General features: G+C 37.1%; 25 protein-coding genes. 11 read left to right on the forward strand and 14 right to left on the reverse strand.

Features of this window, described 5'->3' with window-relative positions:
* Positions 1-24 precede the first annotated feature (24 nt).
* Positions 25-459: a GNAT family N-acetyltransferase gene (locus tag BXY75_RS12655; RefSeq protein WP_317125251.1), complete on the forward strand. Its 435-nt coding sequence runs from the start codon at positions 25-27 to the stop codon at positions 457-459.
* An 18-nt stretch (positions 460-477) separates the two neighbouring features.
* Here BXY75_RS12655 and pepE read toward each other — a convergent pair whose 3' ends face one another.
* Positions 478-1182: a dipeptidase PepE gene (gene pepE, locus BXY75_RS12660; protein ID WP_121908132.1), complete on the reverse strand. Its 705-nt coding sequence runs from the start codon at positions 1180-1182 to the stop codon at positions 478-480.
* A 165-nt stretch (positions 1183-1347) separates the two neighbouring features.
* Between pepE and BXY75_RS12665 the strand changes: the two genes are divergently transcribed.
* The 7 genes from BXY75_RS12665 (at position 1348) to BXY75_RS12695 (ending at position 8413) form a co-directional block, all read left to right on the forward strand.
* Positions 1348-2175, forward strand: coding sequence for a peptidase associated/transthyretin-like domain-containing protein (locus BXY75_RS12665; RefSeq protein WP_147437280.1), 828 nt, complete (start codon positions 1348-1350; stop codon positions 2173-2175).
* The gene (locus tag BXY75_RS12670; protein WP_121908134.1) at positions 2162-2935 is read left to right on the forward strand and encodes a hypothetical protein; all 774 of its coding nucleotides are present in this window, start codon (positions 2162-2164) and stop codon (positions 2933-2935) included. Before BXY75_RS12665 ends, BXY75_RS12670 begins: the two co-directional genes overlap by 14 nt.
* A 57-nt stretch (positions 2936-2992) precedes the next feature.
* Positions 2993-3496 (forward strand): DUF6702 family protein, encoded by a 504-nt coding sequence (locus tag BXY75_RS12675; protein WP_121908135.1) that lies wholly within the window; start codon positions 2993-2995, stop codon positions 3494-3496.
* A 68-nt stretch (positions 3497-3564) separates the two neighbouring features.
* Entirely contained in the window at positions 3565-5868 is a 2304-nt protein-coding gene (locus BXY75_RS12680) for a M1 family metallopeptidase (RefSeq protein ID WP_121908136.1), read from the forward strand.
* A gap of 120 nt (positions 5869-5988) precedes the next feature.
* Positions 5989-6276 (forward strand): Sec-independent protein translocase subunit TatA/TatB, encoded by a 288-nt coding sequence (locus tag BXY75_RS12685; RefSeq protein ID WP_121908137.1) that lies wholly within the window; start codon positions 5989-5991, stop codon positions 6274-6276.
* A complete protein-coding gene (locus BXY75_RS12690; RefSeq protein WP_121908138.1) occupies positions 6276-6830 on the forward strand; it encodes a phosphatase PAP2 family protein in 555 nt (184 codons plus the stop codon). The genes BXY75_RS12685 and BXY75_RS12690 overlap by 1 nt, the downstream gene beginning before the upstream one ends.
* Before the next feature lie 41 nt (positions 6831-6871).
* A complete protein-coding gene (locus tag BXY75_RS12695) occupies positions 6872-8413 on the forward strand; it encodes a S8 family peptidase (RefSeq protein ID WP_245962969.1) in 1542 nt (513 codons plus the stop codon).
* A gap of 150 nt (positions 8414-8563) precedes the next feature.
* Here the strand turns inward: BXY75_RS12695 and BXY75_RS12700 are convergent, their stop codons facing one another.
* From BXY75_RS12700 to BXY75_RS12715, 4 genes are all read right to left on the reverse strand, one after another.
* Positions 8564-9595, reverse strand: a complete 1032-nt coding sequence (locus BXY75_RS12700) for a hypothetical protein (protein ID WP_121908140.1) — start codon at positions 9593-9595, stop codon at positions 8564-8566.
* Between the two features lie 5 nt (positions 9596-9600).
* Entirely contained in the window at positions 9601-10095 is a 495-nt protein-coding gene (locus BXY75_RS12705) for a T9SS type A sorting domain-containing protein (RefSeq protein ID WP_121908141.1), read from the reverse strand.
* A 669-nt stretch (positions 10096-10764) separates the two neighbouring features.
* Positions 10765-11802 carry a hypothetical protein gene (locus tag BXY75_RS12710; protein ID WP_121908142.1) on the reverse strand — a complete coding sequence of 346 codons (1038 nt, stop codon included), beginning with the start codon at positions 11800-11802 and terminating at the stop codon, positions 10765-10767.
* A gap of 5 nt (positions 11803-11807) precedes the next feature.
* Entirely contained in the window at positions 11808-12302 is a 495-nt protein-coding gene (locus BXY75_RS12715; protein ID WP_121908143.1) for a T9SS type A sorting domain-containing protein, read from the reverse strand.
* A gap of 470 nt (positions 12303-12772) precedes the next feature.
* Between BXY75_RS12715 and BXY75_RS12720 the strand changes: the two genes are divergently transcribed.
* From BXY75_RS12720 to BXY75_RS12735, 3 genes are all read left to right on the forward strand, one after another.
* Complete coding sequence (locus BXY75_RS12720) at positions 12773-13261, forward strand: hypothetical protein (RefSeq protein ID WP_121908144.1); 489 nt, start codon at positions 12773-12775, stop codon at positions 13259-13261.
* A gap of 630 nt (positions 13262-13891) precedes the next feature.
* Positions 13892-14653 carry a sensor histidine kinase gene (locus tag BXY75_RS12730; protein WP_121908146.1) on the forward strand — a complete coding sequence of 254 codons (762 nt, stop codon included), beginning with the start codon at positions 13892-13894 and terminating at the stop codon, positions 14651-14653.
* Between the two features lie 5 nt (positions 14654-14658).
* Complete coding sequence (locus tag BXY75_RS12735) at positions 14659-15297, forward strand: response regulator (RefSeq protein ID WP_317125252.1); 639 nt, start codon at positions 14659-14661, stop codon at positions 15295-15297.
* A gap of 2 nt (positions 15298-15299) precedes the next feature.
* Here the strand turns inward: BXY75_RS12735 and BXY75_RS12740 are convergent, their stop codons facing one another.
* The 9 genes from BXY75_RS12740 to kynU form a co-directional block, all read right to left on the reverse strand.
* Complete coding sequence (locus BXY75_RS12740; RefSeq protein ID WP_121908148.1) at positions 15300-15941, reverse strand: O-methyltransferase; 642 nt, start codon at positions 15939-15941, stop codon at positions 15300-15302.
* Between the two features lie 5 nt (positions 15942-15946).
* Positions 15947-16321 carry a hypothetical protein gene (locus tag BXY75_RS12745; RefSeq protein ID WP_211331823.1) on the reverse strand — a complete coding sequence of 125 codons (375 nt, stop codon included), beginning with the start codon at positions 16319-16321 and terminating at the stop codon, positions 15947-15949.
* A gap of 90 nt (positions 16322-16411) precedes the next feature.
* On the reverse strand, positions 16412-17494 hold the full coding sequence (locus BXY75_RS12750; protein ID WP_121908149.1) for an amidohydrolase family protein: 1083 nt from the start codon (positions 17492-17494) through the stop codon (positions 16412-16414).
* Positions 17495-17834: 340 nt separating this feature from the next.
* Complete coding sequence (locus tag BXY75_RS12755) at positions 17835-18620, reverse strand: SDR family oxidoreductase (RefSeq protein WP_121908150.1); 786 nt, start codon at positions 18618-18620, stop codon at positions 17835-17837.
* A 151-nt stretch (positions 18621-18771) separates the two neighbouring features.
* Positions 18772-20223 carry an aldehyde dehydrogenase gene (locus BXY75_RS12760; protein ID WP_121908151.1) on the reverse strand — a complete coding sequence of 484 codons (1452 nt, stop codon included), beginning with the start codon at positions 20221-20223 and terminating at the stop codon, positions 18772-18774.
* Positions 20216-21058: an alpha/beta hydrolase gene (locus tag BXY75_RS12765; protein ID WP_121908152.1), complete on the reverse strand. Its 843-nt coding sequence runs from the start codon at positions 21056-21058 to the stop codon at positions 20216-20218. The genes BXY75_RS12760 and BXY75_RS12765 overlap by 8 nt, the downstream gene beginning before the upstream one ends.
* Before the next feature lie 7 nt (positions 21059-21065).
* Positions 21066-21488: a RidA family protein gene (locus BXY75_RS12770; RefSeq protein WP_121908432.1), complete on the reverse strand. Its 423-nt coding sequence runs from the start codon at positions 21486-21488 to the stop codon at positions 21066-21068.
* A gap of 84 nt (positions 21489-21572) precedes the next feature.
* On the reverse strand, positions 21573-22991 hold the full coding sequence (locus BXY75_RS12775) for an FAD-dependent oxidoreductase (protein ID WP_121908153.1): 1419 nt from the start codon (positions 22989-22991) through the stop codon (positions 21573-21575).
* Between the two features lie 89 nt (positions 22992-23080).
* Positions 23081-24343, reverse strand: a complete 1263-nt coding sequence (gene kynU / locus BXY75_RS12780; protein ID WP_121908154.1) for a kynureninase — start codon at positions 24341-24343, stop codon at positions 23081-23083.
* Positions 24344-24476 lie beyond the last annotated feature (133 nt).

The raw sequence follows: 24476 nt of genomic DNA on the forward strand, positions 1-24476 counted from the left end.
TAACGATTTAAAATTAGTACTATTTTGATAGATTCAACAATTTCATTTCGGATTATTCCCGCTAAGGATATATTGATCATCGTTCCTTGGCTTCAAAAGCTGGGAGAGGGTAAAGTTTCCGAAGTAGATTTAAAAGAAAGAATTCTTGAGATGATAACTCAAAATTATGAGTGTTTAGGGATTTATGATGCAGAAACATTGATTGGAATTTGTGGGATGTGGTATCAGACCCGTCATTATGCTGGAAGAAGTATTGAAGTTGATCACGTCATAATAGATGAAAAATATCGCAATCAAGGTCTTGGAAAACGATTGATGCAATTTGTTTATGATCTTGCTTTGAGTAAAAAATGCAGATGGGTGGAGCTCAATACCTATGTGCATAATTTTCCTTCACACAAATTTTATTATAACGAGGGATTTGTGGCTAAAGGTTATCATTTTATAAAGGAACTATAGTCAGATTCCATTTTTACATCATAAATTCTCAAGAACGGTATCGGTTTCAACTTCAAAAGCTTTTTTTCCTTGCGTGAAAATTCGGGCTTTTAATTCTCCCTTTAATTTTATTGTATCTCCTTTTACTTCTAACCAACTACCTTCTCTGAGCCCCACAACCGGGATGGTATTTTGAGTATGAAATTCCTGTATTCTGGTTTCTCTGGTTTCCCCCATATGCTTACTGTTCGATTCAGGATCCAGATAATGCGGATTGATATTAAACGGAACCACTCCCAGGGTTTTAAAAGAGGGAGGATAGACAATTGGCATATCGTTGGTGGTTCGAATATTTACTCCGCAAATGTTACTTCCGGCACTAGTGCCCAAATAGGGAAGCCCTTTAAAAATTGCATCTCGCAGAGGTTCTATTAGTTGATGTTGGTATAATTTTGAAACCAAAACAAAGGTATTTCCACCGCCGGTAAATACACCTTTCGCTTTTAAAAGAGCATCTTTGGGACTATCGAATGTATGAATACCAACAATTTTCTTGTTAATTTTTTTAAACGCTTCGGAAGCTTTTGCCGTATAATCGTCGTGTGAAATTCCTCCGGGACGTGCATACGGAATAAAAATAATCTCATCAGTTTCAGAAAAGAAGATTGCAAGAGTTTCCAATAGATAATCCAGATATTTTCCACCAAAGACTGTTGAGGTACTAGCTATAATTAAGTTTTTCATGGGAATCTTTTTCAATAATCAATAATCAATATTCAATATTCAATGAGCAATGTACTACGTCCGTTTTGAAAGAACGGTACTTTCGGATATCATATTAAGTAAATTTAACAATACTGCTATAATACTTTAAGATAATTGTAAGAAAACTATGCGTAAATTTATAGAATGAGACAAAAACTACTTTATCTATTTATATTCTTATTGCCATTTACTCTCATGGCACAGGACATAGATCGTATTAAAGTAAATGGGAAAGTAAAAGCTCCGGTAGGAGAAGATATTGAGGGTGTTTCGATTTACAATATTTCGTCTCAACAAGGCACAATTACTAAAGAAAATGGAACCTTCGAACTGGAGGTAGCCGAAAATGACCGTGTCGCAATTACTGCTTTACAATTTTCAACTTTTACGGTAATTGTGGATAAGGGAGTTATTGATAGCCGGAATATGGGTATATACCTTAATCCGGTCGTGAATCAGCTTGATGAAGTGATTGTGCGTCCTTACGATTTATCGGGAAATATAATTGCCGATGTGGGAAGGGTTAAAACGATCGAAATAGAATCCAAACTGAATCTGTCGTATGAAACCCTGAATTTTGATTACGAGTTTGCCGATGACCAGTATAGCGCCATAAGAGGTAATGCAGCACATGACGCATTTCACAATGGACAAGAGCAGTATGGCGGAGATATTTTAGGACTTGTTGCGGGTGTTTTTAGTTTAATAGTTTCGAAAAAAGAAGTGAAAACGACAGTTAAAGAACAGAATGATGAAATCGAGCTGGTAGGACGTGGATTGCGTCAGCGATTTGGTAATGATTTTGTTATTTCAAATTTTGATATTCCGGCGCATTTAGTTAATGACTTTCTTTATTATGTTGAAGAAAATGGGATGCAGCGAGAGTATTTAAAGGGAAATAACGAAATAGTCCTTTTAGACTTCGTACATCAAAAAAGCATCGAATATAATAAACAGCGTGAAGAAAATTAAATTTTGTATTCTATTAAGCGTTTTGTTTTTTTCCACGTTTATATCTGCACAGACTAAAGTTCTTCAGGCTAAGATTACAAATGATGAAGACGTTGAAGGTATTCATGTTCTAAATACTACGTCGCGATACAATGCCATTACAGATGAATATGGAAACTTCTCAATTGGCGTAAAAAGAAAAGATACCCTTGTAATTTCTTCGATTGCTTATTACCCTGAAAAAATTCCGATAAGTGATGAGATTTTCGATTCCGGATTTCTAACAATTACACTCACCAAACTTATTAACGAGCTGGATGAGGTAGTTTTAGGAAATAATTTGTCAGGTAATATAGCGACCGACCTTAAAAACATCAAGACAGAAAAAGACCTCAATTTCGATGATGTCGGAATTCCCGGTTTTAAAGGGATTCCTGAAGAAAAGATAGTGCCTATCGTGCCTTACTTTGGATTGGCGACAGCGTTAGATATCGAAGCGATGTACAAGCATATTAGCGGCTATTATAAGAAACTAAAAATAAAGCGAAAATGGGAGGCTCAAAACATGACAGCAGCTCAGATACTTAGCTTTTACGGACATCAGTTCTTTTTGGAAGCATATAATATTCCGAAGGAAAGAATGTACGATTTTATGTTGTTTTGTATAGAAACCTCTGACATTCAAGATGATTTTAAAAAAGAGAATTTCGCTAATGTCCTGCAAATTTTAGAATCTAAGAGTTTAGAGTATCTTTCCAGAATAATTGAACCAAAGGAATGATATTTGTAACGAAGCATTATTAAAAAAGTCTTACATTAATTAATTCTCCAAATAATAATGAAAATTTTAAAAGTTGTAACCTTATTATTACTCTTTCCAATTCTAGTGGGAGCTTCAGATCACAAGTTTTATGTAAGCATCACAAAGGTTGAATATGTTGAAGAAAAGCAAAGCCTTCAGATTATTTCTCAAATATTTATTGATGACATTGAAGATGTGCTGCAACAACGTTATAATCCAGATATTTCTCTAGATACCAAACGCGAAACAGAAAGCGATGCTTTATATCTAAAAGAATATGTTCTTCAGAAATTAAAAATATGGGTCAATGGCAAGCCTGTAGAATTAAATTATATAGGAAAGGAATACGAAATCGACATGGTAAAAGTCTATATCGAGGTGACAGGAGTTTCCTCTCTCAAGACATTTGAAGTTGAAAACAAGCTACTAATGGATTTGTTTGAAGAACAACAAAATATTATTCATTTTAAGGAAAAAGGCAAACGTAAAAGCTTAATTCTGGAAAGAGATAATCCTAAAGGATTGTTAAACTTGAATTAAACAATTCTTAAATTCCTAATAAAAAGTATTTTTAGACCCTTATTAAATATAAATCACAAGTAATTATTATGAAATTAACAAAATATATGTTGCTCGTTGTAGTTCTACTAAGCGCGGGAATGACCTTTGGACAAGAGGAAGAGAAGGTAGAACGTAAACCGGGACACACTAACCAAAACAGGTTTAAGCAGATGTATCAGGAGTTTTCTACTCCTAATATGTTTAGAACTGCTAGCGGTGCACCCGGACCAAATTATTATCAGCAGCAAGCTGATTATGTAATGGACATTGTGCTGGACGACAAAACTTCGAAACTAAGTGGGTACGAAACTATTACATATACCAATAAGTCTCCGGATGTGTTGGAATATCTATGGGTTCAGCTAGATCAAAATGTTCGTGCTAAAGATTCTAAAACACCGTTAATTGAAGGAAGTGGCGCTACTCCTGCAGATATGGCTTCAAATTTCGTAACGAATTATATGGGTAGTCCATACGATGGAGGATTTAATATCGAGATGGTAAAAGATTCTAAAGGTGGAAATCTTCAGTATACAATCAATCAAACGATGATGCGAGTGGAGATGCCTAAAAATCTTCAGCCGGGTGAGAAATTCGAATTTTCTATTAAATGGTGGTACAATGTAAATAATCACGTTGTTAACCGTGCCAGAAGTGGTTATGAAGAGTTTGAAGATGGAAATAAAGGATATGTAATTGCACAGTTTTTCCCAAGAATGGCAGTTTATAATGATGTTGAAGGATGGCAGAATAGTCAGTTTTGGGGACGAGATGAGTTTGCTCTTCCCTTCGGAAACTATGAAGTAAACATTACGGTTCCTTCAGATCACATATTGGACGGTACGGGAGTACTTCAGAATAGAAAAGAAGTATTTTCTAAGCAAATGATGAATCGTTATGAGCAAGCAAAAAAGGCTTATGACAAACCAGTTATTATTGTTACTCAGGATGAAGTGGAAGCAGCTTCGAAAGGATTTGCTGCAGGAACTAAAACATGGAAATTAAAAGCGGAATTTGTAAGAGACTTCGCATTCGCAACTTCCAGACGTTATATCTGGGATATGATGGCTGTAAAAATTGGAAATAAGGACGTAATGGCAGTTTCTATGTATCCTCCGGAAGGAAACCCACTATGGGAAGATTATTCAACCGTGGTAGTGGCTAGTACACTTAAATCTTACTCTAGAATGTCATTCGATTATCCTTATAATAAAGCGATTTCGGTGCATGCTAAGAACCAAGGGATGGAATATCCGATGATTTGCTGGAACTACGGTAGACCGGAAAAAGATGGTAGCTACAGTGAGCGTACTAAATATGGAATGATGAGTGTGATTATCCATGAAGTAGGACATAATTATTTCCCGATGATCGTAAACAGTGATGAACGTCAATGGACTTGGATGGATGAAGGGTTAAATACTTTCGTACAATATGTGGCCGAACAAGATTTTGGTGAGTGGTACCCGGATGCTATTGCACCAAATAAGGAATATCCTTCTAGACGTGGACCGGCGAACAAGATTATAGATTATATGGCTGGGGAGCAGGACGAAATGGCGCCTATTATGACCAAAGGACTTAACACTTATAATTTTGGAGCTAACGCTTATTCCAAGCCGGCAACCGGACTTAATATTCTTCGTGAAACCATTATGGGTCGTGAGCTTTTTGACTACGCGTTTAGAACGTATTCACAACGCTGGATGTTTAAGCATCCTACACCAGAGGATTTCTTCCGTACTATGGAAGATGCTTCTGCAGTAGACCTTGACTGGTTTTGGAGAGCATGGTTCTATACAACAGATTATACTGATATAGGTGTAAAGGAGGTGAAGAAATTTTATGTGACTTCAAAAATGAACAAGGAAGTAAGAGAAATGATGGAAGCCAGAGGGATGAAAGAAAGTGATCTTCCGCCATTGGTCTATCTTGTAGACGAGGATAGCGAGGATTTTGAAGAAAGTATGAGAACCTCAACCTTGGCAGATGTTTCTACCTTGCAACAGTATATTATGGATAATGTACCGGTAGATGATAGAGCGGGTATGAAGAATCCGAACTTTTTCTATGAAGTTACTTTCGAAAAGCCGGGAGGAATTCCTATGCCAATTATAGCCGAGTACACGTATAGCGACGGTACAACAGAACGTATTACTTATCCTGCTGAAATTTGGAGAAAGAATGATGCTGCTGTTGGGAAAGTAATTGCTTCGGAAAAAGAAATTACCAAGATCATGGTAGATCCGGACGAAGAAACAGCCGATATCGATACTTCAAATAACAGTTGGCCAAAACGTAAGAAATTAGGTGAGTTCAATACCTTTAAGCAAAATGTAAAAGGGGATTAATTCTTAGCATTTTTAAACAAAAAAACGCTGCACAATCTAGTATTGCTGCAGCGTTTTTTGTTTTTAATATTTTCAAAATAGATTAACAAATTCTGACTTCCGAATTTGTATATTTGCAGCATGACTTATCAGGCTATTTCTTTATTTATTAGTGGTGCCGAAATTGGGTTTATACTCTTTGTGGTGCTACTTGTTTTTGGTGCCGACAAGGTTCCGGAAATTGCAAGAGGACTAGGGAAAGGGATGCGACAAATTAAGGATGCCACCAACGATATTAAACAAGAAATCACTAAAAGTGCCGAAAAACACGATATAGATCTCGACATTACTAAAGATGTTCGGAAGGAACTTGATGGGGTTAAAGATGATATAGAGGAAATTACAGGTCCGGTTAAAAGGAAATTTTAATGATTGAAACCCTGAAAACTTGGGATCGGGAGTTGTTTGTTTTTCTTAATAACCTGGGAATTGAGCGATGGGATAGTTTCTGGATTTTGGTAACTCAAATAGAAACCTGGATCCCTCTTTTTATTCTTTTTATTGTTCTTATTTTTTACTATTACAAACCAAAAAACGGCGCTTTAGTCGTTTTATTTATGGTGCTGACTTTTATCGTGACTATCTTCTTTACCGACTTAGTTAAAGATTTTGTAGCACGTCTAAGACCCAATAATGTGGAAGCCTTAAATGATTTGATAAGGGCACTTCAAAAACCCACAAATCATAGTTTCTTTTCAGGACATGCATCATCGAGTTTTGCTGTGACCACCTTTGTAGTATTATCACTTCGAAAGTTCACGAACTGGATTTTCCTTGCTTATTTATGGCCAGTTTTATTTGTGACTAGCAGAATTTATGTGGGAGTACATTATCCCAGCGACATATTGGTAGGTGCGTTGGTAGGCACTGCCTTTGCTATGATGGGGCATTTTCTATGTAAAAGATTTCTTCTGAAGATTTAAAAATTTCATATCTTGATGGAATTAACAAAAACCATCGCATAATGAAAAAAAATATTCTGGGCATTTTTGCCTTTGTCTGTATTCTGATGACTTCTTGTACGCAAGATCAATTAGAAAATACTAATGTCTCTTCTGAAGCTTCCGAAGCATCACAGAATAAGAGCAACACCACACAAACTTCACAGGAGTTATTAAATATTGAACAGATCAATAAAATAATTGATGAGCGCCTCAATACAACGGGTATATTTAGTTGGAAAGATGTCTCCGATCAGGTACTTTGGAGTGCTGCAGTGCATGGAAATGAATTTATTACCATCGGATATGGAGCCAAGGGAGAAAGCTTCAGAACTAGTGAAGATCTACGCCTCACTAATATAAAAAATGACATAATCGCTTTAGTTTCTGAAGTGGAAAGTCTTTCAGAAAAACAACTAATCATTGAAGATGATGCGATTTTGAATGTAATCGATGTGCAGTTGAAGTCTTTGGAAACCATTTCAGAATTAAGAAAAAGAAATGATATCCGCTATTTGGAACCAAACGGTTATTCTTTTTATACATCTTCCGGGTACTATCCACAGGAATTTTCTTCTAGTGGCTGTAGTAAAGATGGGCAGAATTTAAACAATAATGATTACCGAACGATAGCTCCAAATGCTTTGATAAGTTGGACATTTGATCAACATAATATCGAGGCAGCATGGGCACATAGTACCGGCGCCGGAATTACCGTGGGCCTTATTGATACAGGTGTTTCTCAAAGTCAGCCGTATTTGGGAAGTAATTTCAACGATGGGTATAGCAGTGGTAGGAGTATTCAGAAATATGGAACTTTTATCGATTCTCCGTGGTGGTGGTCTAATAACACAGATGGGCCGCACGATAAATGTGGTCATGGTACTTCAATGGGTTCCACCATTGCTTCTCCCCGGAATGATAATTATATGCCGGTAGGAGTGGCTTATAATTGTAATTTGGTGTCTTATCGAGCTACAGAAGATGTACTTTTAAATGATTATCACGAACGTAAAGGTGTGAAGAATGCATTAGTGGCTCTTGGAAATCGCAGTGATGTTAAGATAATCTCTATGTCTGTTGGTTATCCTTGGTCTATTGGCAACGTAAGTGATGGTGTTAAATATGCCTATAATAGAGGGAAATTGATTTTCGCTGCTGGTGGTACTTCTACGGCTTTAACTAATTGGTATCCGGTTATTTTTCCTGCAAGTATGAATGAAACCGTTGCTGTAACCGGAATCACTGATGATGGAAGCTATCAACAATGCGATACCTGTCATGATGGAAGTGAGATTGAATTTACGGTTGTAATGGAACGAGACAATGATGATGGACGCACTGGTGCGGTATTAGGATTTTATAATGGCGACAAAAAGTACGTTGGAGGCTCTTCGGTCGCGACCGCAACAACAGCAGGAATCGCAGCTTTGGTTTGGTCTAAACATACATCTTGGACTCGAAATCAGGTGCTTAATAAAATGCGACAAAGTGCCGAGTTTTACCCTAACAAGAGTAGTACTAAAGGCTATGGAAATATAGATGCCTTGCAAGCGGTTCAATAATAATAGTACTTATTGAGTAAAAAAGCAAAAGGTTCAGAGGCGTTTTTTCTGAACCTTTTTATTTGCACATATAGTGCTATGAAAAAAAAATACTAGTATAAATAAAACCCTCCTCAAACTGATTATGTTTTGAAGAGGGCTTTAGAGTTTTTATCGATTTGCAAACACAACAAAACTAAAAGCAGAGGCCTTCGGAGCTCCAGCTTCATTGAATATTTTAACTTCAAAACTATTGGCACTTATTGGATTGAAACCGGTCATTTCACCGTTTCCTACAAGTGTAAATGGTGTAATCATAGGGACTAAATCACCTGCTGAAGCAGCCGAATTATCCAGCGTTATTAAGTAAACTCCAGTCGATGGGTTCGATACAGATGAAACCCCATATCCCGTGGTAACACTGACGTCAACCCTTCCAAAAGCAATCGGTAATGAGTTTCCATACATTCTGTTAAGTGCAGGTGATGTAGTTGTTTGAAGCGCTTCCACATTGCTATTGGTGCTTATAGCTCCAGTACCTAGATTAACGCGCATAGTTTTAGTTCCACCAGACATAAAATCTACTACATCTGAAGCATCGTTATATCCAATACCCCATCCCGGGAATGCTGGCGAATGCTGTGCGATCATTTTATCAGCGTTACTTGTACCCGATCCATAGATCATAACTGCTCCACTATTTTTACTATGTAAAGCTGTAGGAACACTACCCATACGAGTTTCGCCCACGTCTGTTCCATTAAGATCCACTTGTAGCCAAGCATTGATATTCAGCCAATTAACGTTTGCTAATGAAACTGTATTACCTATTTGTGTAGAAAATACTCCAGTCACATTAGTAACTAAGTTATGAGTCTCATTAAACACTGCTGGTCCCCCGGCTCCGTCTCTAATCTCAAAATCAACAGTTATGGCAGTATTTGCCATAAGTACACCTCCAGCGTCTCGAGCTACCGCCTGATAATTGATGCGTTCTGCAGCAGCCAATTTGTTTTGATTCTCTGATACTATAATTGGTTGAGCGTCAAGATCTGAACGATTAGCGGCTTGAAGATCTATTTCTTTTTTAGCCAAATAATCGGCATTTGATGATTGAGATCCTTCCTGAATATTCTGCGCAAAGACACCTGTGAAAGTTAGTAAAAGTGTTGCGATTGCGATATAAGTTGTTGTTGTTTTCATAATAATTAGTCTTTAATAATTTTTACAGTTTTTGATTTGTTAGTAGCACTCTGGACGATGTTTAACACATACATTCCGCTGCTATATGAAGTGAAACTCAAGGTTTCATTTTCGGATGCACTAAGCAGTTTTTTTTGAAAGATCATTCTTCCGTTTATGTCGTATAACATAATTTCAAAATCTTCTCCTACCATCTCATTAAAAGATAAGTTTAGGTAGTCGGTTACTGGATTAGGAAATACCGATGTTTGAATTTCAAGTAAGAAATCCTCAGTATTTAATACGAGTTCTGCTGTCGCTCCAAGCCAAAAGCCCTGGCCCAGGTTAACTCCGTTCGTAAGGTCGCCAACTGCAGCTTCTCCCGCTGTAAAGCCCAGGGAGTTAGAAGCACCGGTAATGGTTGCTCCCGAACTACCTATTACAGTCTGACTCAAACTTTGAGCATAGGAAAAGCCAACTGTGAAAACTGTTAATAGTACGATGTACATTGTTTTTTTCATAATTCACTTTTTAAAGGTTAATACTTATTGATTATTATTTTGCTAAACTAGTTGTGAAATTGTTGAAGCTGTGTTACATATGTAACAAATGCTTTGACTTTTGTATCATCGTTTAATATTCTTAATCGCTGGTATAGCTATTTTAAACAATTAAGAAATTTGCTTCAAAATCTCCAGACAAAGATGCAATGAAGTGTTAATCTTAACAAGAGTTAAAGGGCTGGTTTTCAAAAAGATAAAAACCTTTAATTGATCGGGCGTATCACCCTTTAGTATGAGGGTAATTCTAAACTTAAAAGGGGGTATTACCTCTAAACGATTCAAGTTAATTGCCTGATGTATCTAAATTGCTAATAAGCTTATGTTGTTAGATAGAGTTTACTGTTATCTTGTAAAGCATGTCGGAGGTTCTTCGGTTGCGACGGCAAGAACAGTGGGAATCGCAGCTTTGGTTTGGTCTAAATATACATCCTGATCTCTAAATCAGATGCTCAATAAACTGTGACAAAGTGCAGAGTTTTACCCTAACAAGAGTAGTACTATAGGCTAAGGAAATATTGATGCCTTGTAAACGGCTCAGCGATTTAAAAAGACAAAAGAGAAAGGTTCAGAAAAATTATTTCTGAACCTTTTTATATAGACTAATTCCAATTGGAATTAAGGTTGTTTTTAATGATTACCATAAACTACAAATGCAAAGGCACTTGATTGTCCAGCACCACCTACCGTTTGGATATTTACGGTAAATGTATTAGTACCTGTTGGATTGTATCCACAGATCTCTGGAACACCAATTGCTCCTGTAAAAGGAGTAATCATCACGATTGAGTTGCTGATATTAGTATCATGATTTAATACTATATCATATGTTCCCGCACCAGTATTAGAAACTGAAGTAATACCATAACCAGTACTAATTGACCCGCCAGAATCAATACTTCCATAAGCAATAGGCATTGAGTTTCCATATACCCTGTTTAGAGCGGGTGTGGTAGTAGTTTGTAATACTTCCACATTGCTATTGGTGCTTATAGATCCATTACCTAAATCCACGCGCATAGTTTTAGTTCCACCAGACATAAAATCTATTACATCTGTAGCATCGTTATAACCAATACCCCATCCCGGGAATGCTGGCGAATGTTGTGCGATCATTTTATCGGCATTGTTTGTACCCGATCCATAAATCATAACAGCTCCACTATTTTTACTATGTAAAGCTGTTGGAACACTACCCATACGAGTTTCTCCCACGTCTGTTCCATTAAGATCTACTTGTAACCAAGCATTGATATCTAGCCAATTAACGTTTGCTAATGAAACTGTATTACCTATTTGTGTAGAAAATACTCCAGTCACATTAGTAACTAAGTTATGAGTTTCATTAAACACTGCTGGTCCACCGGCTCCGTCTCTAATCTCAAAATCAACAGTTACAGCTGTATTTGCCATAAGTACACCTCCAGCGTCTCGAGCTACAGCCTGATAATTGATACGTTCTGCAGCAGCCAATTTGTTTTGATTCTCTGATACTATAATAGGTTGAGCGTCAAGATCTGCACGATTAGCGGCTTGAAGATCTAGTTCCTTTTTAGCCAAATAATCGGCATTTGATGATTGAGATTCATCCTGAATATTCTGCGCAAAGACACCTGTGAAAGTTAGTAAAAGTGTTGCGATTGCGATATAAGTTGTTGTTGTTTTCATAATAATTAGTCTTTAATAATTTTTACAGTTTTTGATTTGTTAGTAGCACTCTGGACGATGTTTAACACATACATTCCGCTGCTATATGTTGTGAAATTCAAGGTTTCATTTTCGGATGCATTAAGCAGTTTTTTTTGAAAGATCATTCTTCCGTTTAAGTCGTATAACATAATTTCAAAATCTTCCCCTACCATCTCATTAAAAGATAAGTTTAGGTAGTCGGTTACAGGATTAGGAAATACTGTTGTCTGAATTTCAAGTGAGAAGTCTTCTGTATTTAATACGAGTTCTGCTGTCGCTCCAAGCCAAAATCCCTGGCCTAGGTTAACCCCGTTTGTAAGGTCGCCAACTGCAGCTTCTCCCGCTGTAAAGCCCAGGGAGTTAGAAGCACCGGTAATGGTTGCTCCCGAACTACCTATTACAGTCTGACTCAAACTTTGAGCATAGGAAAAGCCAACCGAGAAAACTGTTAATAGTACGATGTACATTGTTTTTTTCATAATTCACTTTTTAAAGGTTAATACTTATTGATTATTATTTTGCTAAACTAGTTGTGAAATTGATGAAGCTGTGTCACATATGTAACAAATGGTTTAACTTTTGTGTCATCGTTTAATATTCTAAATAGCTAGTGTAGTAATTTTAAACAATTAAGAAATATGCTTCACAATTTCCAGACAAAGATGCAATGAAGTGTTAATCTTGACAAGAGTTAAAAGGCTGGTTTTCAAAAAGATAAAAACCTTGAATCGATCGGGCGTATCACCTTTTTGTATGAGGGTAATTCTAGACTTAAAAGGGGTTTTACCCCTAAACAATTCAAGTTAATTGCTCCCCGTATTTTTTAAGATTATGTACTTTCTTTGTGAAATACTATGGGTTATATCCCCTAAACTGTTATCGAATAGATGTCCTCACAATTATTAATTAATTATCTCTAACTTTATAGAAACCTTAAAATCATTTGATTATGAAAACTCTGATTAAACCTCTATTATCAATTTTTAGTGTAACATTATTCTTAATTGTCTTCGCATCCTGTGAGCATCCTGTGCCACCTCCGGGACAGGTCATAAGTTATGAAGAAGCGGATGGACTTGAGAATAATTACATTAGCACGAGATATGATACAATAGGACAGATTCTTGGGTATCAGGATACTCGAGAATTCTGGTTCTCTCTAGACACTTTAAAAAAATATATTGAATACGTAGAGTATGAAGCAGGAGAACGAAACCTGGATAATTTGGGTATTCGCATTTATTTGGCCGCCTATCCTCCATCGCCAAATGGGGATGATACTTTTGGATATACTACTGTTTTTCTTACTCCAACTTCTCCGCAAGAGCCATCACCTTTACGGAAAGGTTTCGCTCCAATCCAAGAAAATGAAGGGAATATAGAAGGAATAAGTCCTTTAAATATGGGACATGGTGGTTTGCCGCCAAATAACTATTAATTAATTTGTTATTTAGAATTAAGTGAATACCGATAATTTATACAATATCGTAAATGTTTTAGAATTCATAGCTGCAATAGCGGCAACCGTTTATTTCAATAAGTATAAGCATTCAAGTGAAAAGCATTTCTTATATTTCTTATGGCTTACGTTCATTATTGAAATTATTGGAGTGATATGCATTTACAATGGAATTGCTGTTGAATGGTTCTATCAAATATTTATGATTATTTCGTTTTTATTCTACTTTTATTGGTACCACAATATTCTAAGAAAGCGGATTTTTAGAAAGACCGTATACTTAGTGTCCGGTCTTTTTATTATACTTTCGATTTTAGCATACATTCTCCCAGAATCATTTGGAAATAGAGCCTATGCTTTCATAGCAGGTTCGATAGGATTATTGGTGTTGACTATGTTTCATTTTTATCAACTGCTCAACAGTGATGAAGTGCTTATTGTTAAATACAAATTAAGTTTTTGGATTTCAATAGGACTATTGCTTTTTTACCTAGGAATGGTGCCATTGGCCCAGCTATCTAAATATTTAAATACTGGAGCTTTGAGTAGGATGATCATTTTACTTAGCTTAAATTGTATTCTTTATGGTTGTTATATAATCGGATTTTTATGGACGAAAAAGAAGTACAATCATTTTTAATCATTTTTTCAGTAATTGCATTGCTTTTAGCTGTGACGTTGATTCTTCTTTTTATACTTTTTCAGAAAAGAAAAAATAGGCTTTTAAGAGAACAACGGGAAGCTGAAAACCGATTCAAAGAAGAAATAATTGAAACTCAAATTGAAATAAAAGAGGATACCCTGCGAAACGTTAGTTGGGAGTTACATGATAATATTGGGCAACTGCTCACTTTGTCTAAAATTCAAATGCAAAACGCCAAAGATAATCCGGAGGCGATTGATGAGGCTATAGAAACCTTAGGACAAAGTTTGGACGAGCTTAGAAGCCTTTCAAAAAATATTAACCCCGATACACTTACAAATCTAACATTAGTCGAAGCCCTACAATTGGAAATAGAACGCTTCAATAGGTTGCGGTATTTGGCTACTTCGATGGAATGCACTGCAAGTTATTTTGCGATAGATCATAAAATAGAAATCATTATATTTAGAATGTTGCAAGAGTTTTTCACCAATACTATTAAACATTCCAAAGCAACAAAACTTGAAGTAAAAGTTCGCTATTCTGGCAAAACGCTCGAAATCGACGCCTGCGATAATGGGGTTGGATTCGATGCCAATAAAATTAGTACCTTTAGTGGCATAGGTCTAAGTAATATGATGAACCGCGCCAAGTTGATAAACGCAGATGTCCGGATTGAATCTGAACCCGGTAAAGGAACTAAACTTTTTTTTATATATAAAACTTAATAATTATGGCATATTCGGTAGTAGTTGTGGATGATCATGTTTTACTTTCACAAGCAATTGGTTCTTTGGTCGAAGCCTTCGATGATTTCAAAGTTTTGTATTTATGTAATAACGGTCAGGAGCTGATTGATAAATTTGAAAGTAAGGAAAATATTCCCGACGTCGTTTTAATGGATGTCAATATGCCTATACTAAATGGTATAGAAACCACTGTTTATTTAAAAGATCATTTCCCGGATGTAAAAGTATTAGCACTTTCTATTGAAGAAGAAGAAAACACCATTCTTAAAATGCTACGTGCAGGTGCAAAAGGTTATCTAATGAAGGATGTTAAAAAAGCTGAACTCAATGAAGCTCTTTTGGAAGTGATTAATAATGGTTATTATCACACGAATACTATTGCCAGAATATTAGTAGATTCCCTTCGCAATAAAGACACAGGTATTGCTTCTCTTAAAGAAAGAGAAATTGAATTTATAAAACATGCATGTTCCGAAAAAACCTATCGAGAAATCGCTGATATTATGTGCTTGAGCCCTAAAACAGTAGAAGGATATCGAGATGTGCTTTTCGAAAAATTAAACCTTAGAAACCGCACCGGACTAGTAATTTACGCAATCAAAAATAAGATTTTTACACCGTAAATTTACTTCACACGGCTAATGGTAAGTCCGTCTCTAATTGGTAACAACACCGATTCCAACCTCGAATCTGTGTTCAGCATTTTGTTATACCTAATCACTGCTTTAGTGTCTTCATCCTGCTCCGAGATTTCTTCCACTACTTTTCCACTCCACAGTACATTGTCGCTTAAAATGACAGCGCCTTTTTTTAACTTCGGAAGCAGCATTTCAAGATAAGCTGGATAATTATTTTTATCGGCATCTATGAAGACGAGATCGAAGTTTTTTTCTAGCTTCGGAATAATTTCTAACGCATTTCCTGTGTATTGAAAAATACGATCTCCAAACTCTGAAGCATTAAAATACCGACGTTGAAAATCGTGTAATTCTTCATTGATGTCTATGGTATGCAGCGTTCCTTCCGAAGCCATTCCTTCTGCAAGACATAAGGCCGAATACCCTGTATAAGTTCCTATCTCGAGAATGCATTGTGGTTTAATTAGTTTCGAAAGCATGCTCAATACTCGTCCTTGAAAGTGACCACTCAGCATTCGTGGTTGCATTTGCTTCTGCCAGGTTTCCCTATTTAGTTTTTGAAGCAATTCTGGTTCCGATTGCGAATGAGCCACAGCATAGTTGTCAATTTTTTCAGGTAAAAAGTCCATATTCTTTAATGAATACCTGCCATCATCTTCTTAATAACAGGTGAAATTAGTATGGCAAATATACCTACAATTACACTAATTACTCCAAAACTTGCATACACAGAAACATACGAAAATAACTGTTGTAATACTTCGCCACCGTTTAAAGCAGACTCGTGGTTAAGACCAGTAATAGCGGTGACTATATCGCCAAAATAACCTTCAGAAAAAATAGTAGGCTCCCCATTCGAAGCCGAGGTGAGTTTGGCAATCTTACCTGCAAAGAAATGCCCGTAGAAATTAGCCGAAAACCATACACCCATTATAAAAGCCACATACTTTAAAGGAGATAATTCGGTCACTTTAAACAAACAAATAGGAGAGAGGAAGAGTTCTCTCAAAGTGAGTCTCAAATTGCAATCAGGAGAACCGCACCAATAAACGAAATGAAAATATGTGAAAAGATATAAAACTTTGTAACCTCGGTCATATTAGCCCAGAATTCGTTTATAGAGCTTTGCTTTGGCGGCTTCGTCATCACCACACAACCATTGAACTACATTTGTTTCCCAGATCGCATCGCATTGATCCTCATTTAAAATCTTACGCTCCAAAGCCAGATCCAATATTTTTCCCGGATACGAAGATTGCACCGCACTTTCCATTTCACCCAAAGGATAAGGGTCGTCCAGTCCCATTAATACCTGCTTGGAGCCCTGATTCTTTACGAGCAATTCTAAAGAACCGGTATCGTGAACCAAGGTGTCAAAGAAGATGTTTTTATGTCCCACAGCTCTTCGTGGATGTGTCTTTCCTTCAAATAAATCCGGTCTCCCATCAAATCCCTGAATTCGTCTTCCAAGATTCATCTGCGCCAACTGCCCCCCATGCGCGAAGCAGGTACGCATATTCGGATATTTATCGGCATATCCATTTAAAGTCAAAAAATGATATGCATCGGCACACTGAGCTAACATCCAAATAAGGTGAAAACGCCAGGCCGTATTTTCTAATTTTATAAATTTTTCCCCATCGTACGGATGGATTTCAACGGCAAGATTGTATTTACTAGCCATTTCAAAAATAGGTTCATTCTCTTCGTCAAAAATGCAACGCCATGTCCCAATAGTGTCCATATAATGCGTTGGCAAACACAATAATTGCATGCCCAATTCCTCCACGCATCGTTCCATTTCCCATTGTGCACCTCTTACAAACCCAGGATGCACCACGAATCCGCAAGTAAATTTCGAAGGGTGTTCCCGCTGCACCTTAGCATTAAAATCGTTCTGAAAACGCAACGCCTGCTTCATTTCTTCAACCCTCAGCCCATTTCCGTATAGTTGCGACAGATTTAAAACCACCGCATGATCGATCTTAAATCGCTCCATCCACTCCAATTTATCATCAAGGAAGAAACTGGAATCTGTCACAGGTCGACTCCAATCTTTCTGAAGCATAAATTTTCGATCCTTATCCACCCAAAAAATTTCCTTGTCCTTCATAAACTGCGGAATTTCCTCCGGATAAGGAAGTAAGTGCGAATGACCGTTAATGCGTAGTTTTCGTTTCATATGTGTTTCCTGATTAACAGGTTTTTTTGTTTCAAAATGTAAAACGCCGTGAACTAAGTAGAATCTCTTTTCGAATAGTTAGTCTTATCTATTGATGGCATTTTTGGCGTGCTCTAACAAAGCCACTCATACTTCGGGGCTTCGTTAGATCAGGCTTTCGTCTATATCCCTGTAGTATTCAAAAAGTGAGTTTCACTCTACTATATTGGCACTACAGGGGATGCCGCCTCAATCCTTGCCCGAAAGTCTTTACTAACTTCAAAATGCGTCTTTTAAAACTCAGCTAAAGTTACAAACTTTCTGATTGCTTACCTACTGTCAATAAAAATCCACGTTAGGATTACAAGGACTTGGTACGACCTCCATCTACCGGAAGGTTAATACCATTGATATAGCTTGCTGCTTCGCTTGATAAAAAGGCCACCGCATTTGCGATTTCACCAGGTTGTGCAAAACGTCTAGCGGGAACGAGACTCTTCATAAATGCACTGGCTTCAGCTTCTGTTTTATTCATCCTTTTGGCAGCATTTCCCACGATATCATCCAAGCGATCAGTAGCTGTAAAGCCGGGAAGTACATTGTTTACAGTAATTCCAAATTGACCCAACTCATTAGCTAGGGTTTTGCTCCAACTTGCAACTGCGCCTCGAATCGTATTACTCACTCCCAGCCCGTCAATAGGCTGTTTTACAGAAGTCGATATGATATTGATGATCCTACCAAAATCCTCTTCTTTCATTCCGGGAACGACCGCCTGTACTAATATCTGATTGCAAACCAGATGCTGCGAAAAAGCATTTGTAAACTCTGAAACATCTGCCGAAAAAATCGGACCCCCTTGAGGACCACCAGTATTATTGAGTAGAATATGAAAATTCTTTTCTTTAACCCGCTGTTCAATTTTTAATTTAAGGTCTTCAGGATCATTAAAATCGGCTACAATATAATTGTGTTTCTGTCCGTCTTTAAAAGGTAACTCCAACAAGGTTTCCTTCAGTTTCTCTTCATTTCTGGCTACCAATGTTATTGTGGCGCCCATCTGAGCCAGTTGTATGGCAGAAGCTTTTCCAATACCGGCGGTACTTCCACAGATAATAGCATTTCTATTTTTTAAATCTAAGTTCATATCGTTTGTTTTCTTTCTTCATTAATTTTTTCCAAAGTGGCAATGCTCCAAAGTTACATAGAACCAATTTTCAAATTTTCAGTGTCTAAAAGTTTATCAGTTAATGTGATTTATTAATTTTCACTATTCACTATTCACTATTCACTATTCATTATTCATCCTCATACGCGATACACACATTCTTAGCCTCAGTGAAAAATCGAAGGGCTTCAAATCCGCCTTCACGACCTACTCCACTATTTTTAGTGCCTCCAAAAGGTGTTCTTAAATCGCGATTCAACCAGGTGTTGACCCACACAATTCCCACTTCCAGTTTTTTGCTCATACGCATGGTTCGATTAATATTTGTGGTCCAAAGCGTGGACGAAAGCCCATATTTTACACTGTTCGCCATTTTTAATGCTTCTTCTTCTCTTTCAAAAGGCATAATGGTTACAACCGGTCCGAAGATCTCTTCTTGATTAACTCTACATTGATCATCATAAACTTCGACGATTGTTGGTTCCAAATAATAACCATTTTCAAGACCTTTAACCGTTACTCGTTTGCCGCCATATAAAATTTTTCCACCTTCTTCTTCTGCAAGTTTAATATAAGATTGTACTTTTTCCATGTGAGACTTGGAGACCAAGGCCCCTATATTGCTAGACGCTTCAAAAGGATCGCCAACTTTCAGCTCTTTTACTTTAGCTACAAAATCTTTTTTAAATTTCTCGTAAATAGGTTTTTCCACAAAGATTCTACTTCCGCAGAGACAAATCTGACCCTGATTAGCGAAAGATGAACGAACCGTAACTGCTAACATCTTATCATAGTCGCAATCGGCAAAAATGAGGTTAGGATTTTTTCCGCCAAGCTCCAACGATAATTTTTTAAACATAGGTGCCGCAGTTCTGGCAATATGTTCCCCTGTTTTAGTGCCTCCGGTAAATGAAATTGCTTTAATTTCAGGATGTTCAATTATTGCTTGTCCGGCCGTTGGGCCTTCTCCGTGTACTATGTTTAATACTCCTTTTGGTAATCCTGCTTTAGTGCATATTTCACCTAGCAAAAAAGCTGTCATTGGCGTCACTTCACTTGGTTTAGCAACAACAGTATTTCCTGCAGCGATAGCAGGGGCAATCTTCCATGTGAAAAGATATAATGGTAAATTCCAAGGCGAAATGCATCCCACTACACCAATGGGTTGTCGTAAGGTGAAATTCATCGTGTTTAAGCCAACACTTTCATGAGCCTCACTTGAAAATTGTGTGATTGCATTTGCAAAGAATCGAAAATTACTAGATGCTCTGGGAATATCAACAGTTAACGCCAGACTTAGTGGTTTGCCATTATCCATGGCTTCAGCGTTCGCAAGTTTCAATAAATTATCTTCAATTAAATCTGCGATTTTGAGCATAATACGACTTCGCTCATCGATGGTGGTATTTGACCATGATTTGAAAGCTTCTTTTGCAGCCACATAAGCCTGCTCAATATCACGGGCTTCAGACTTTGCAATTTTTGAGTACACCTCTCCATTGGATGGATTGTAATTATCCAACCATTTACCGGAAATTGGTTCACAATAGCTTCCGTTGATGTAGTTTAGAACCTTAATCATTTTTCTTTTCTTTATAAGACATTCGTTCAAATGCATGGTATACAGCTAGATGGAGAGCGTCTCCGTGATTTTGTTGCTGTAATAATTCAAAATATAAATTTGAGGATGTGTTTTTTGCTGTCTCTAGTTTGTTCTTTAATCTATAGGCTAAGCGCTCCATCGGTTGTCCCTCCTTGCCAACAGCTAAGTAAATAAACTTTTTAGAAGTATTTTCTTTAAGTGAATATTTTAGTAAAGATTCGTCATCCCACCACAAACTAGGACTCACAATTACATAATTGTTGAAGAGATCAGGTTTTTTAAATAGTATTTCAGTTGCAAGTAATCCACCAAGGGATTGACCAATTAATGTGTTTTGATCATTTACTCTGTAATTCGAGGTCACTAAAGGCTGAAGTTCTTTTTCAATAAATTCAATGAAGTTTCCAGATTCACCAGCCGTTGGGTACTCTAGTTTATCTTGCATATTGTTCGATTTATAAGTGAAATCACGGCTTCTATCTATGTTTGAAATACCTACAACAATCGTTTCCGTAATCATATCGATCCAAGAAAATGAAGCAAACTGTACTAAACCTGAAATATGTACAAAATCTTCATGTGCAGAGCCATCTAACAAGTAAATGACAGGGTATTTTTTTTCGGAAAGTTCCGAATAACTTATTGGTAAATAGATATTAAGTATTCTATTCTCTTTCAATATTTTTGAATAAAATCTTACACTTTCACCAATTGCAAAAGGAACTTTTTCGATACTGACTTTTTGAGTTTGTGCAAAGATCGATTGAGTAATAATTACTGAAATCAAAATTGATAATGCCAAAATTCGTCTCATGATTAATTTATTTCGGTTTGAATGCCATCGCCTTGATCTCAATTACGAGATTAGGATGTGGCAACTGGTGCACAGCGACTGTAGTTCTCGTAGGTCCTGTTTCTTTGTCAAAATATTGGGCATAGACTTCATTGTAACCCGCAAAATCATTCATATTCACTAAAAAAGAAGTGACATCAACGACATCGGCCATAGTCGCTCCTTCTAATGCCAGATAATCCTTAATATTTTCAAGTACCGCTCGCGTTTGCTCCTTTACATCCAATCGCATCGTTCCCATCTCGTCCACCTTGTGTACACCTGCAAAACTATTGTCCGGCAACCTTGAACTGGTTCCCGACATAAAAATAAAATCTCCAACTCGTTTAACATGCGGATAGGCACCTCTTGGTGTTGCTTTTCCCTCTACTAATCTGCTTTTGTTTGTCATTTTAAGTTCTGCTCGAGCGCAGTCGAGACCTATTTTATTGAACACTAATTATCCCTACAACTGCGCTGGCAGAGCTATTGGAATTTACTTTAAATTGCGCACTACAGCATCGTCATGCAGTACATCTTTGGTTTCTTTTTTAACTATGGCTAGCTTCTCTTCCAAGCTCATCTCTTCTGTTAGTTTGCCATCGTCGATTAAGTTTAATATTGCCTTGTCTTGAGCTCTTCCTCGTTTTAAGGCTTCCTCGTAGGTAATCTTCTCATTGAAAGTCACCAAGGAATATTTAGAGTAGTAATCCATAGGAAACTCAGCTTCAAATGACATTTCAAGTTTTCTTTTCTTCTGAAACAACTCACTAGCCGTATGTTCTTTCATCTCATGAAAATTATCTACAGCCAAATCTGCGATTGCATTTGTATCTTTTAATCTATTCTTTTCGTATTCAGAGAAAACAGTATTCCAATTTGTTGAACCATTTTCTTTTCCTTCGAAGCTTTCCAGAATTTCATCAAATACCACCACATCTTCAAAAGAAGCGTTCATCCCTTGTCCGTAAAAAGGAACTATGGCATGTGCCGCATCCCCCATGATTAAAGATTTTCCGTAGCAATTCCAGGGAGAGCATTTAATGGTGCCTAACGGACCTGTTGGATTCGCGAAGAACTGTTCGGCTAGATTAGGCATTAGTGTTAAAGCATCCGGAAATTCCTTTTTAAAATAACTTAATACACTATCTGCCGTCGTAAGCTTATCAAAACAATACTCGCTATTGGAGTATGGTAGAAATAAAGTAACTGTAAAACTACCGTCTAAATTGGGTAGTGCGATCAGCATATCTTCACCTCTTGGCCAAATATGTAGCGCTCCCTTATCGGCACGATATTTTCCTTCTTTAGTAGCCGGTATTTCAAGTTCCTTATAACCATGCGTAAGCCATTGTTGTGAAAAACTAAACAAAAATTTCTTATGATTAAACATGCTTTTTCTCACCGAAGAGCCGGCGCCGTCAGTTCCAATTAGAATATCTGCACTATAATTGACTTCTTTTCCGGTACTGTAATTCTTAAAAGTTCCTGAGGCATTTTCCAGATCTACCGATTTACAGCCATGATTAAAAATTATCTCAACGTTAGACATTTGTTCGGCGGCATCAAGCAGCAACATATTGAGTCCAGGGCGTGAAATAGAGTTGATATATTCATTAGATCGACCACTATATTTGCTCAAAAAAGTGTTTCCTTGTCGGTCATGTATCATACGACCATGCATAGGAATACATAGTTTTTTTGCTTCAGAATCTATACCCGCTAATCGTAAACCTCTCAAACCTCGATCTGAAAGTGCTAAATTAATCGACCTTCCTGCATCTTGTTCAACTTGACGAAGATCGGGTCGTTTTTCGATTAGGGTTACCATATATCCGCGTTGTGCTAATCTAAGAGTTAAAAGGCTCCCGCAAAGACCTGCGCCAACAATCAAAATGTGTTCTTTAATTTTCATAGTGTTCTTCAAACTGAAGATCAATTTTAAGTGAATATTAATTTACGGTCAAGCAACTTGTTCGATTGTTATAAATCGGATTTGCATGACTAATCTAAAGTATCTTTTAAGCGAGTTGCAAAGTGAAATACATCTTCATAACTATTATAAAGTGGTGCAGGCGCCACCCGAATTACATCAGGTTCGCGCCAATCACTAATTACTCCGGCTTCCGTTAACTTTGTATGTAAACTTTTGTCAGCACTTTTTACTTGAATCGATAATTGGCAACCACGCTCATCAGGATTTCTTGGGGTGATTATAGATATTCTATCATCCTTGAGATCATCAATTAAAAATTCTAGAAAACCGGTTAATGTCACCGATTTTTTCCGAAGATTATCAAATCCTGCTTCTGCAAAAGTATCCAGAGATGCTCGTATGGCAGCCATCGATAAAATTGGCGGATTACTTAATTGCCATCCTTCCGCGCCCGATAAGGCATCGAATTCGTGCCTCATATTAAATCGTGTCTCTTTGTTATGTCCCCACCAGCCGGCAAATCGTTTTAAATCCTTATCATCGGCATGACGCTCGTGAACAAAGCAGCCTCCCAAACTTCCAGGGCCACTATTAAGATATTTATAAGTACACCAAACCGCAAAATCCGCACCTGAAGCATGCAAGTTGGGTTGAATGTTTCCAACTCCATGTGCTAGATCGAATCCTACTTTAGTATTGTGTTTATGTCCTAATTCAACTATTTTTTTTAACGGGAAAGATTGCCCTGTGTAGTAATTCGTGCTTCCTATCATTAACAAGGCTATACTATCACCATGCTCTTTCATAATTAATTCAAGATCTTCAAAACGACATAACTCTTCTCCTTTTCTTGGCTTCCAAAGAATTAGTCCATCCTTGGGATCGATATCATGGAATTTTAACTGACTTTCTACTGCGTATTTATCGCTTGGAAAAGCATCACTTTCAATGACAATTTTATATCTACTTTTTGTTGGTCTGAAGAAAGTAACCATCATTAAATGAAGGTTGGTGGTAAGAGTGTTCATAATCACTACTTCGGAAGGCTTTGCGCCTACAATCTTGGCCATATTAACCGAGAGAAATTCGTGATAAGGTAACCAGGGATGTTCTGCTTCAGTATGTCCTTCAACCCCAAGAGACGACCAATCTCTTAATTCCTTCTGAATATATTCTGATGCAGCCTTAGGTTGCAATCCGAGAGAATTTCCGCAGAGATAAACAAAAGGCTCACCTGAAGCACTTTTTGGAATATGAAATCTTTTTCTGAAAGACGCTAATGCATCGGAAGCATCACATTTTCTGGCGTATTCTAAGCTGTTTTCGAACATAATTTCGGACTGGTTTTCGGCTCTAAACAAAAATAGGAATTATAATTTGAAGTAAGTATAAATTAGACCGTCCAGTTAAAAGTTAGTATGTCGTATATTTGTGGCTGTTACTTAGAGCTTTTTCTAAATGTTA

It is taken from the genome of Ulvibacter antarcticus, assembly GCF_003688405.1.
GTDB lineage: Bacteria > Bacteroidota > Bacteroidia > Flavobacteriales > Flavobacteriaceae > Ulvibacter > Ulvibacter antarcticus.

Excerpts from the sequence above, each read along its gene's own strand:
- BXY75_RS12680 (WP_121908136.1), top strand. The coding sequence starts at position 3,565 with ATGAAATTAACAAAATATATGTTGCTCGTTGTAGTTCTACTAAGCGCG.
- BXY75_RS12675 (WP_121908135.1), top strand. The coding sequence starts at position 2,993 with ATGAAAATTTTAAAAGTTGTAACCTTATTATTACTCTTTCCAATTCTA.
- BXY75_RS12665 (WP_147437280.1), top strand. The coding sequence starts at position 1,348 with ATGAGACAAAAACTACTTTATCTATTTATATTCTTATTGCCATTTACT.
- pepE (WP_121908132.1), bottom strand. The coding sequence starts at position 1,182 with ATGAAAAACTTAATTATAGCTAGTACCTCAACAGTCTTTGGTGGAAAA.
- BXY75_RS12735 (WP_317125252.1), top strand. The coding sequence starts at position 14,659 with ATGGCATATTCGGTAGTAGTTGTGGATGATCATGTTTTACTTTCACAA.
- BXY75_RS12710 (WP_121908142.1), bottom strand. The coding sequence starts at position 11,802 with ATGAAAACAACAACAACTTATATCGCAATCGCAACACTTTTACTAACT.
- BXY75_RS12705 (WP_121908141.1), bottom strand. The coding sequence starts at position 10,095 with ATGAAAAAAACAATGTACATCGTACTATTAACAGTTTTCACAGTTGGC.
- kynU (WP_121908154.1), bottom strand. The coding sequence starts at position 24,343 with ATGTTCGAAAACAGCTTAGAATACGCCAGAAAATGTGATGCTTCCGAT.
- BXY75_RS12690 (WP_121908138.1), top strand. The coding sequence starts at position 6,276 with ATGATTGAAACCCTGAAAACTTGGGATCGGGAGTTGTTTGTTTTTCTT.
- BXY75_RS12685 (WP_121908137.1), top strand. The coding sequence starts at position 5,989 with ATGACTTATCAGGCTATTTCTTTATTTATTAGTGGTGCCGAAATTGGG.
- BXY75_RS12700 (WP_121908140.1), bottom strand. The coding sequence starts at position 9,595 with ATGAAAACAACAACAACTTATATCGCAATCGCAACACTTTTACTAACT.
- BXY75_RS12755 (WP_121908150.1), bottom strand. The coding sequence starts at position 18,620 with ATGAACTTAGATTTAAAAAATAGAAATGCTATTATCTGTGGAAGTACC.
- BXY75_RS12715 (WP_121908143.1), bottom strand. The coding sequence starts at position 12,302 with ATGAAAAAAACAATGTACATCGTACTATTAACAGTTTTCTCGGTTGGC.
- BXY75_RS12740 (WP_121908148.1), bottom strand. The coding sequence starts at position 15,941 with ATGGACTTTTTACCTGAAAAAATTGACAACTATGCTGTGGCTCATTCG.
- BXY75_RS12695 (WP_245962969.1), top strand. The coding sequence starts at position 6,872 with ATGAAAAAAAATATTCTGGGCATTTTTGCCTTTGTCTGTATTCTGATG.
- BXY75_RS12770 (WP_121908432.1), bottom strand. The coding sequence starts at position 21,488 with ATGACAAACAAAAGCAGATTAGTAGAGGGAAAAGCAACACCAAGAGGT.
- BXY75_RS12730 (WP_121908146.1), top strand. The coding sequence starts at position 13,892 with ATGGACGAAAAAGAAGTACAATCATTTTTAATCATTTTTTCAGTAATT.
- BXY75_RS12775 (WP_121908153.1), bottom strand. The coding sequence starts at position 22,991 with ATGAAAATTAAAGAACACATTTTGATTGTTGGCGCAGGTCTTTGCGGG.
- BXY75_RS12750 (WP_121908149.1), bottom strand. The coding sequence starts at position 17,494 with ATGAAACGAAAACTACGCATTAACGGTCATTCGCACTTACTTCCTTAT.
- BXY75_RS12760 (WP_121908151.1), bottom strand. The coding sequence starts at position 20,223 with ATGATTAAGGTTCTAAACTACATCAACGGAAGCTATTGTGAACCAATT.
- BXY75_RS12720 (WP_121908144.1), top strand. The coding sequence starts at position 12,773 with ATGAAAACTCTGATTAAACCTCTATTATCAATTTTTAGTGTAACATTA.
- BXY75_RS12765 (WP_121908152.1), bottom strand. The coding sequence starts at position 21,058 with ATGAGACGAATTTTGGCATTATCAATTTTGATTTCAGTAATTATTACT.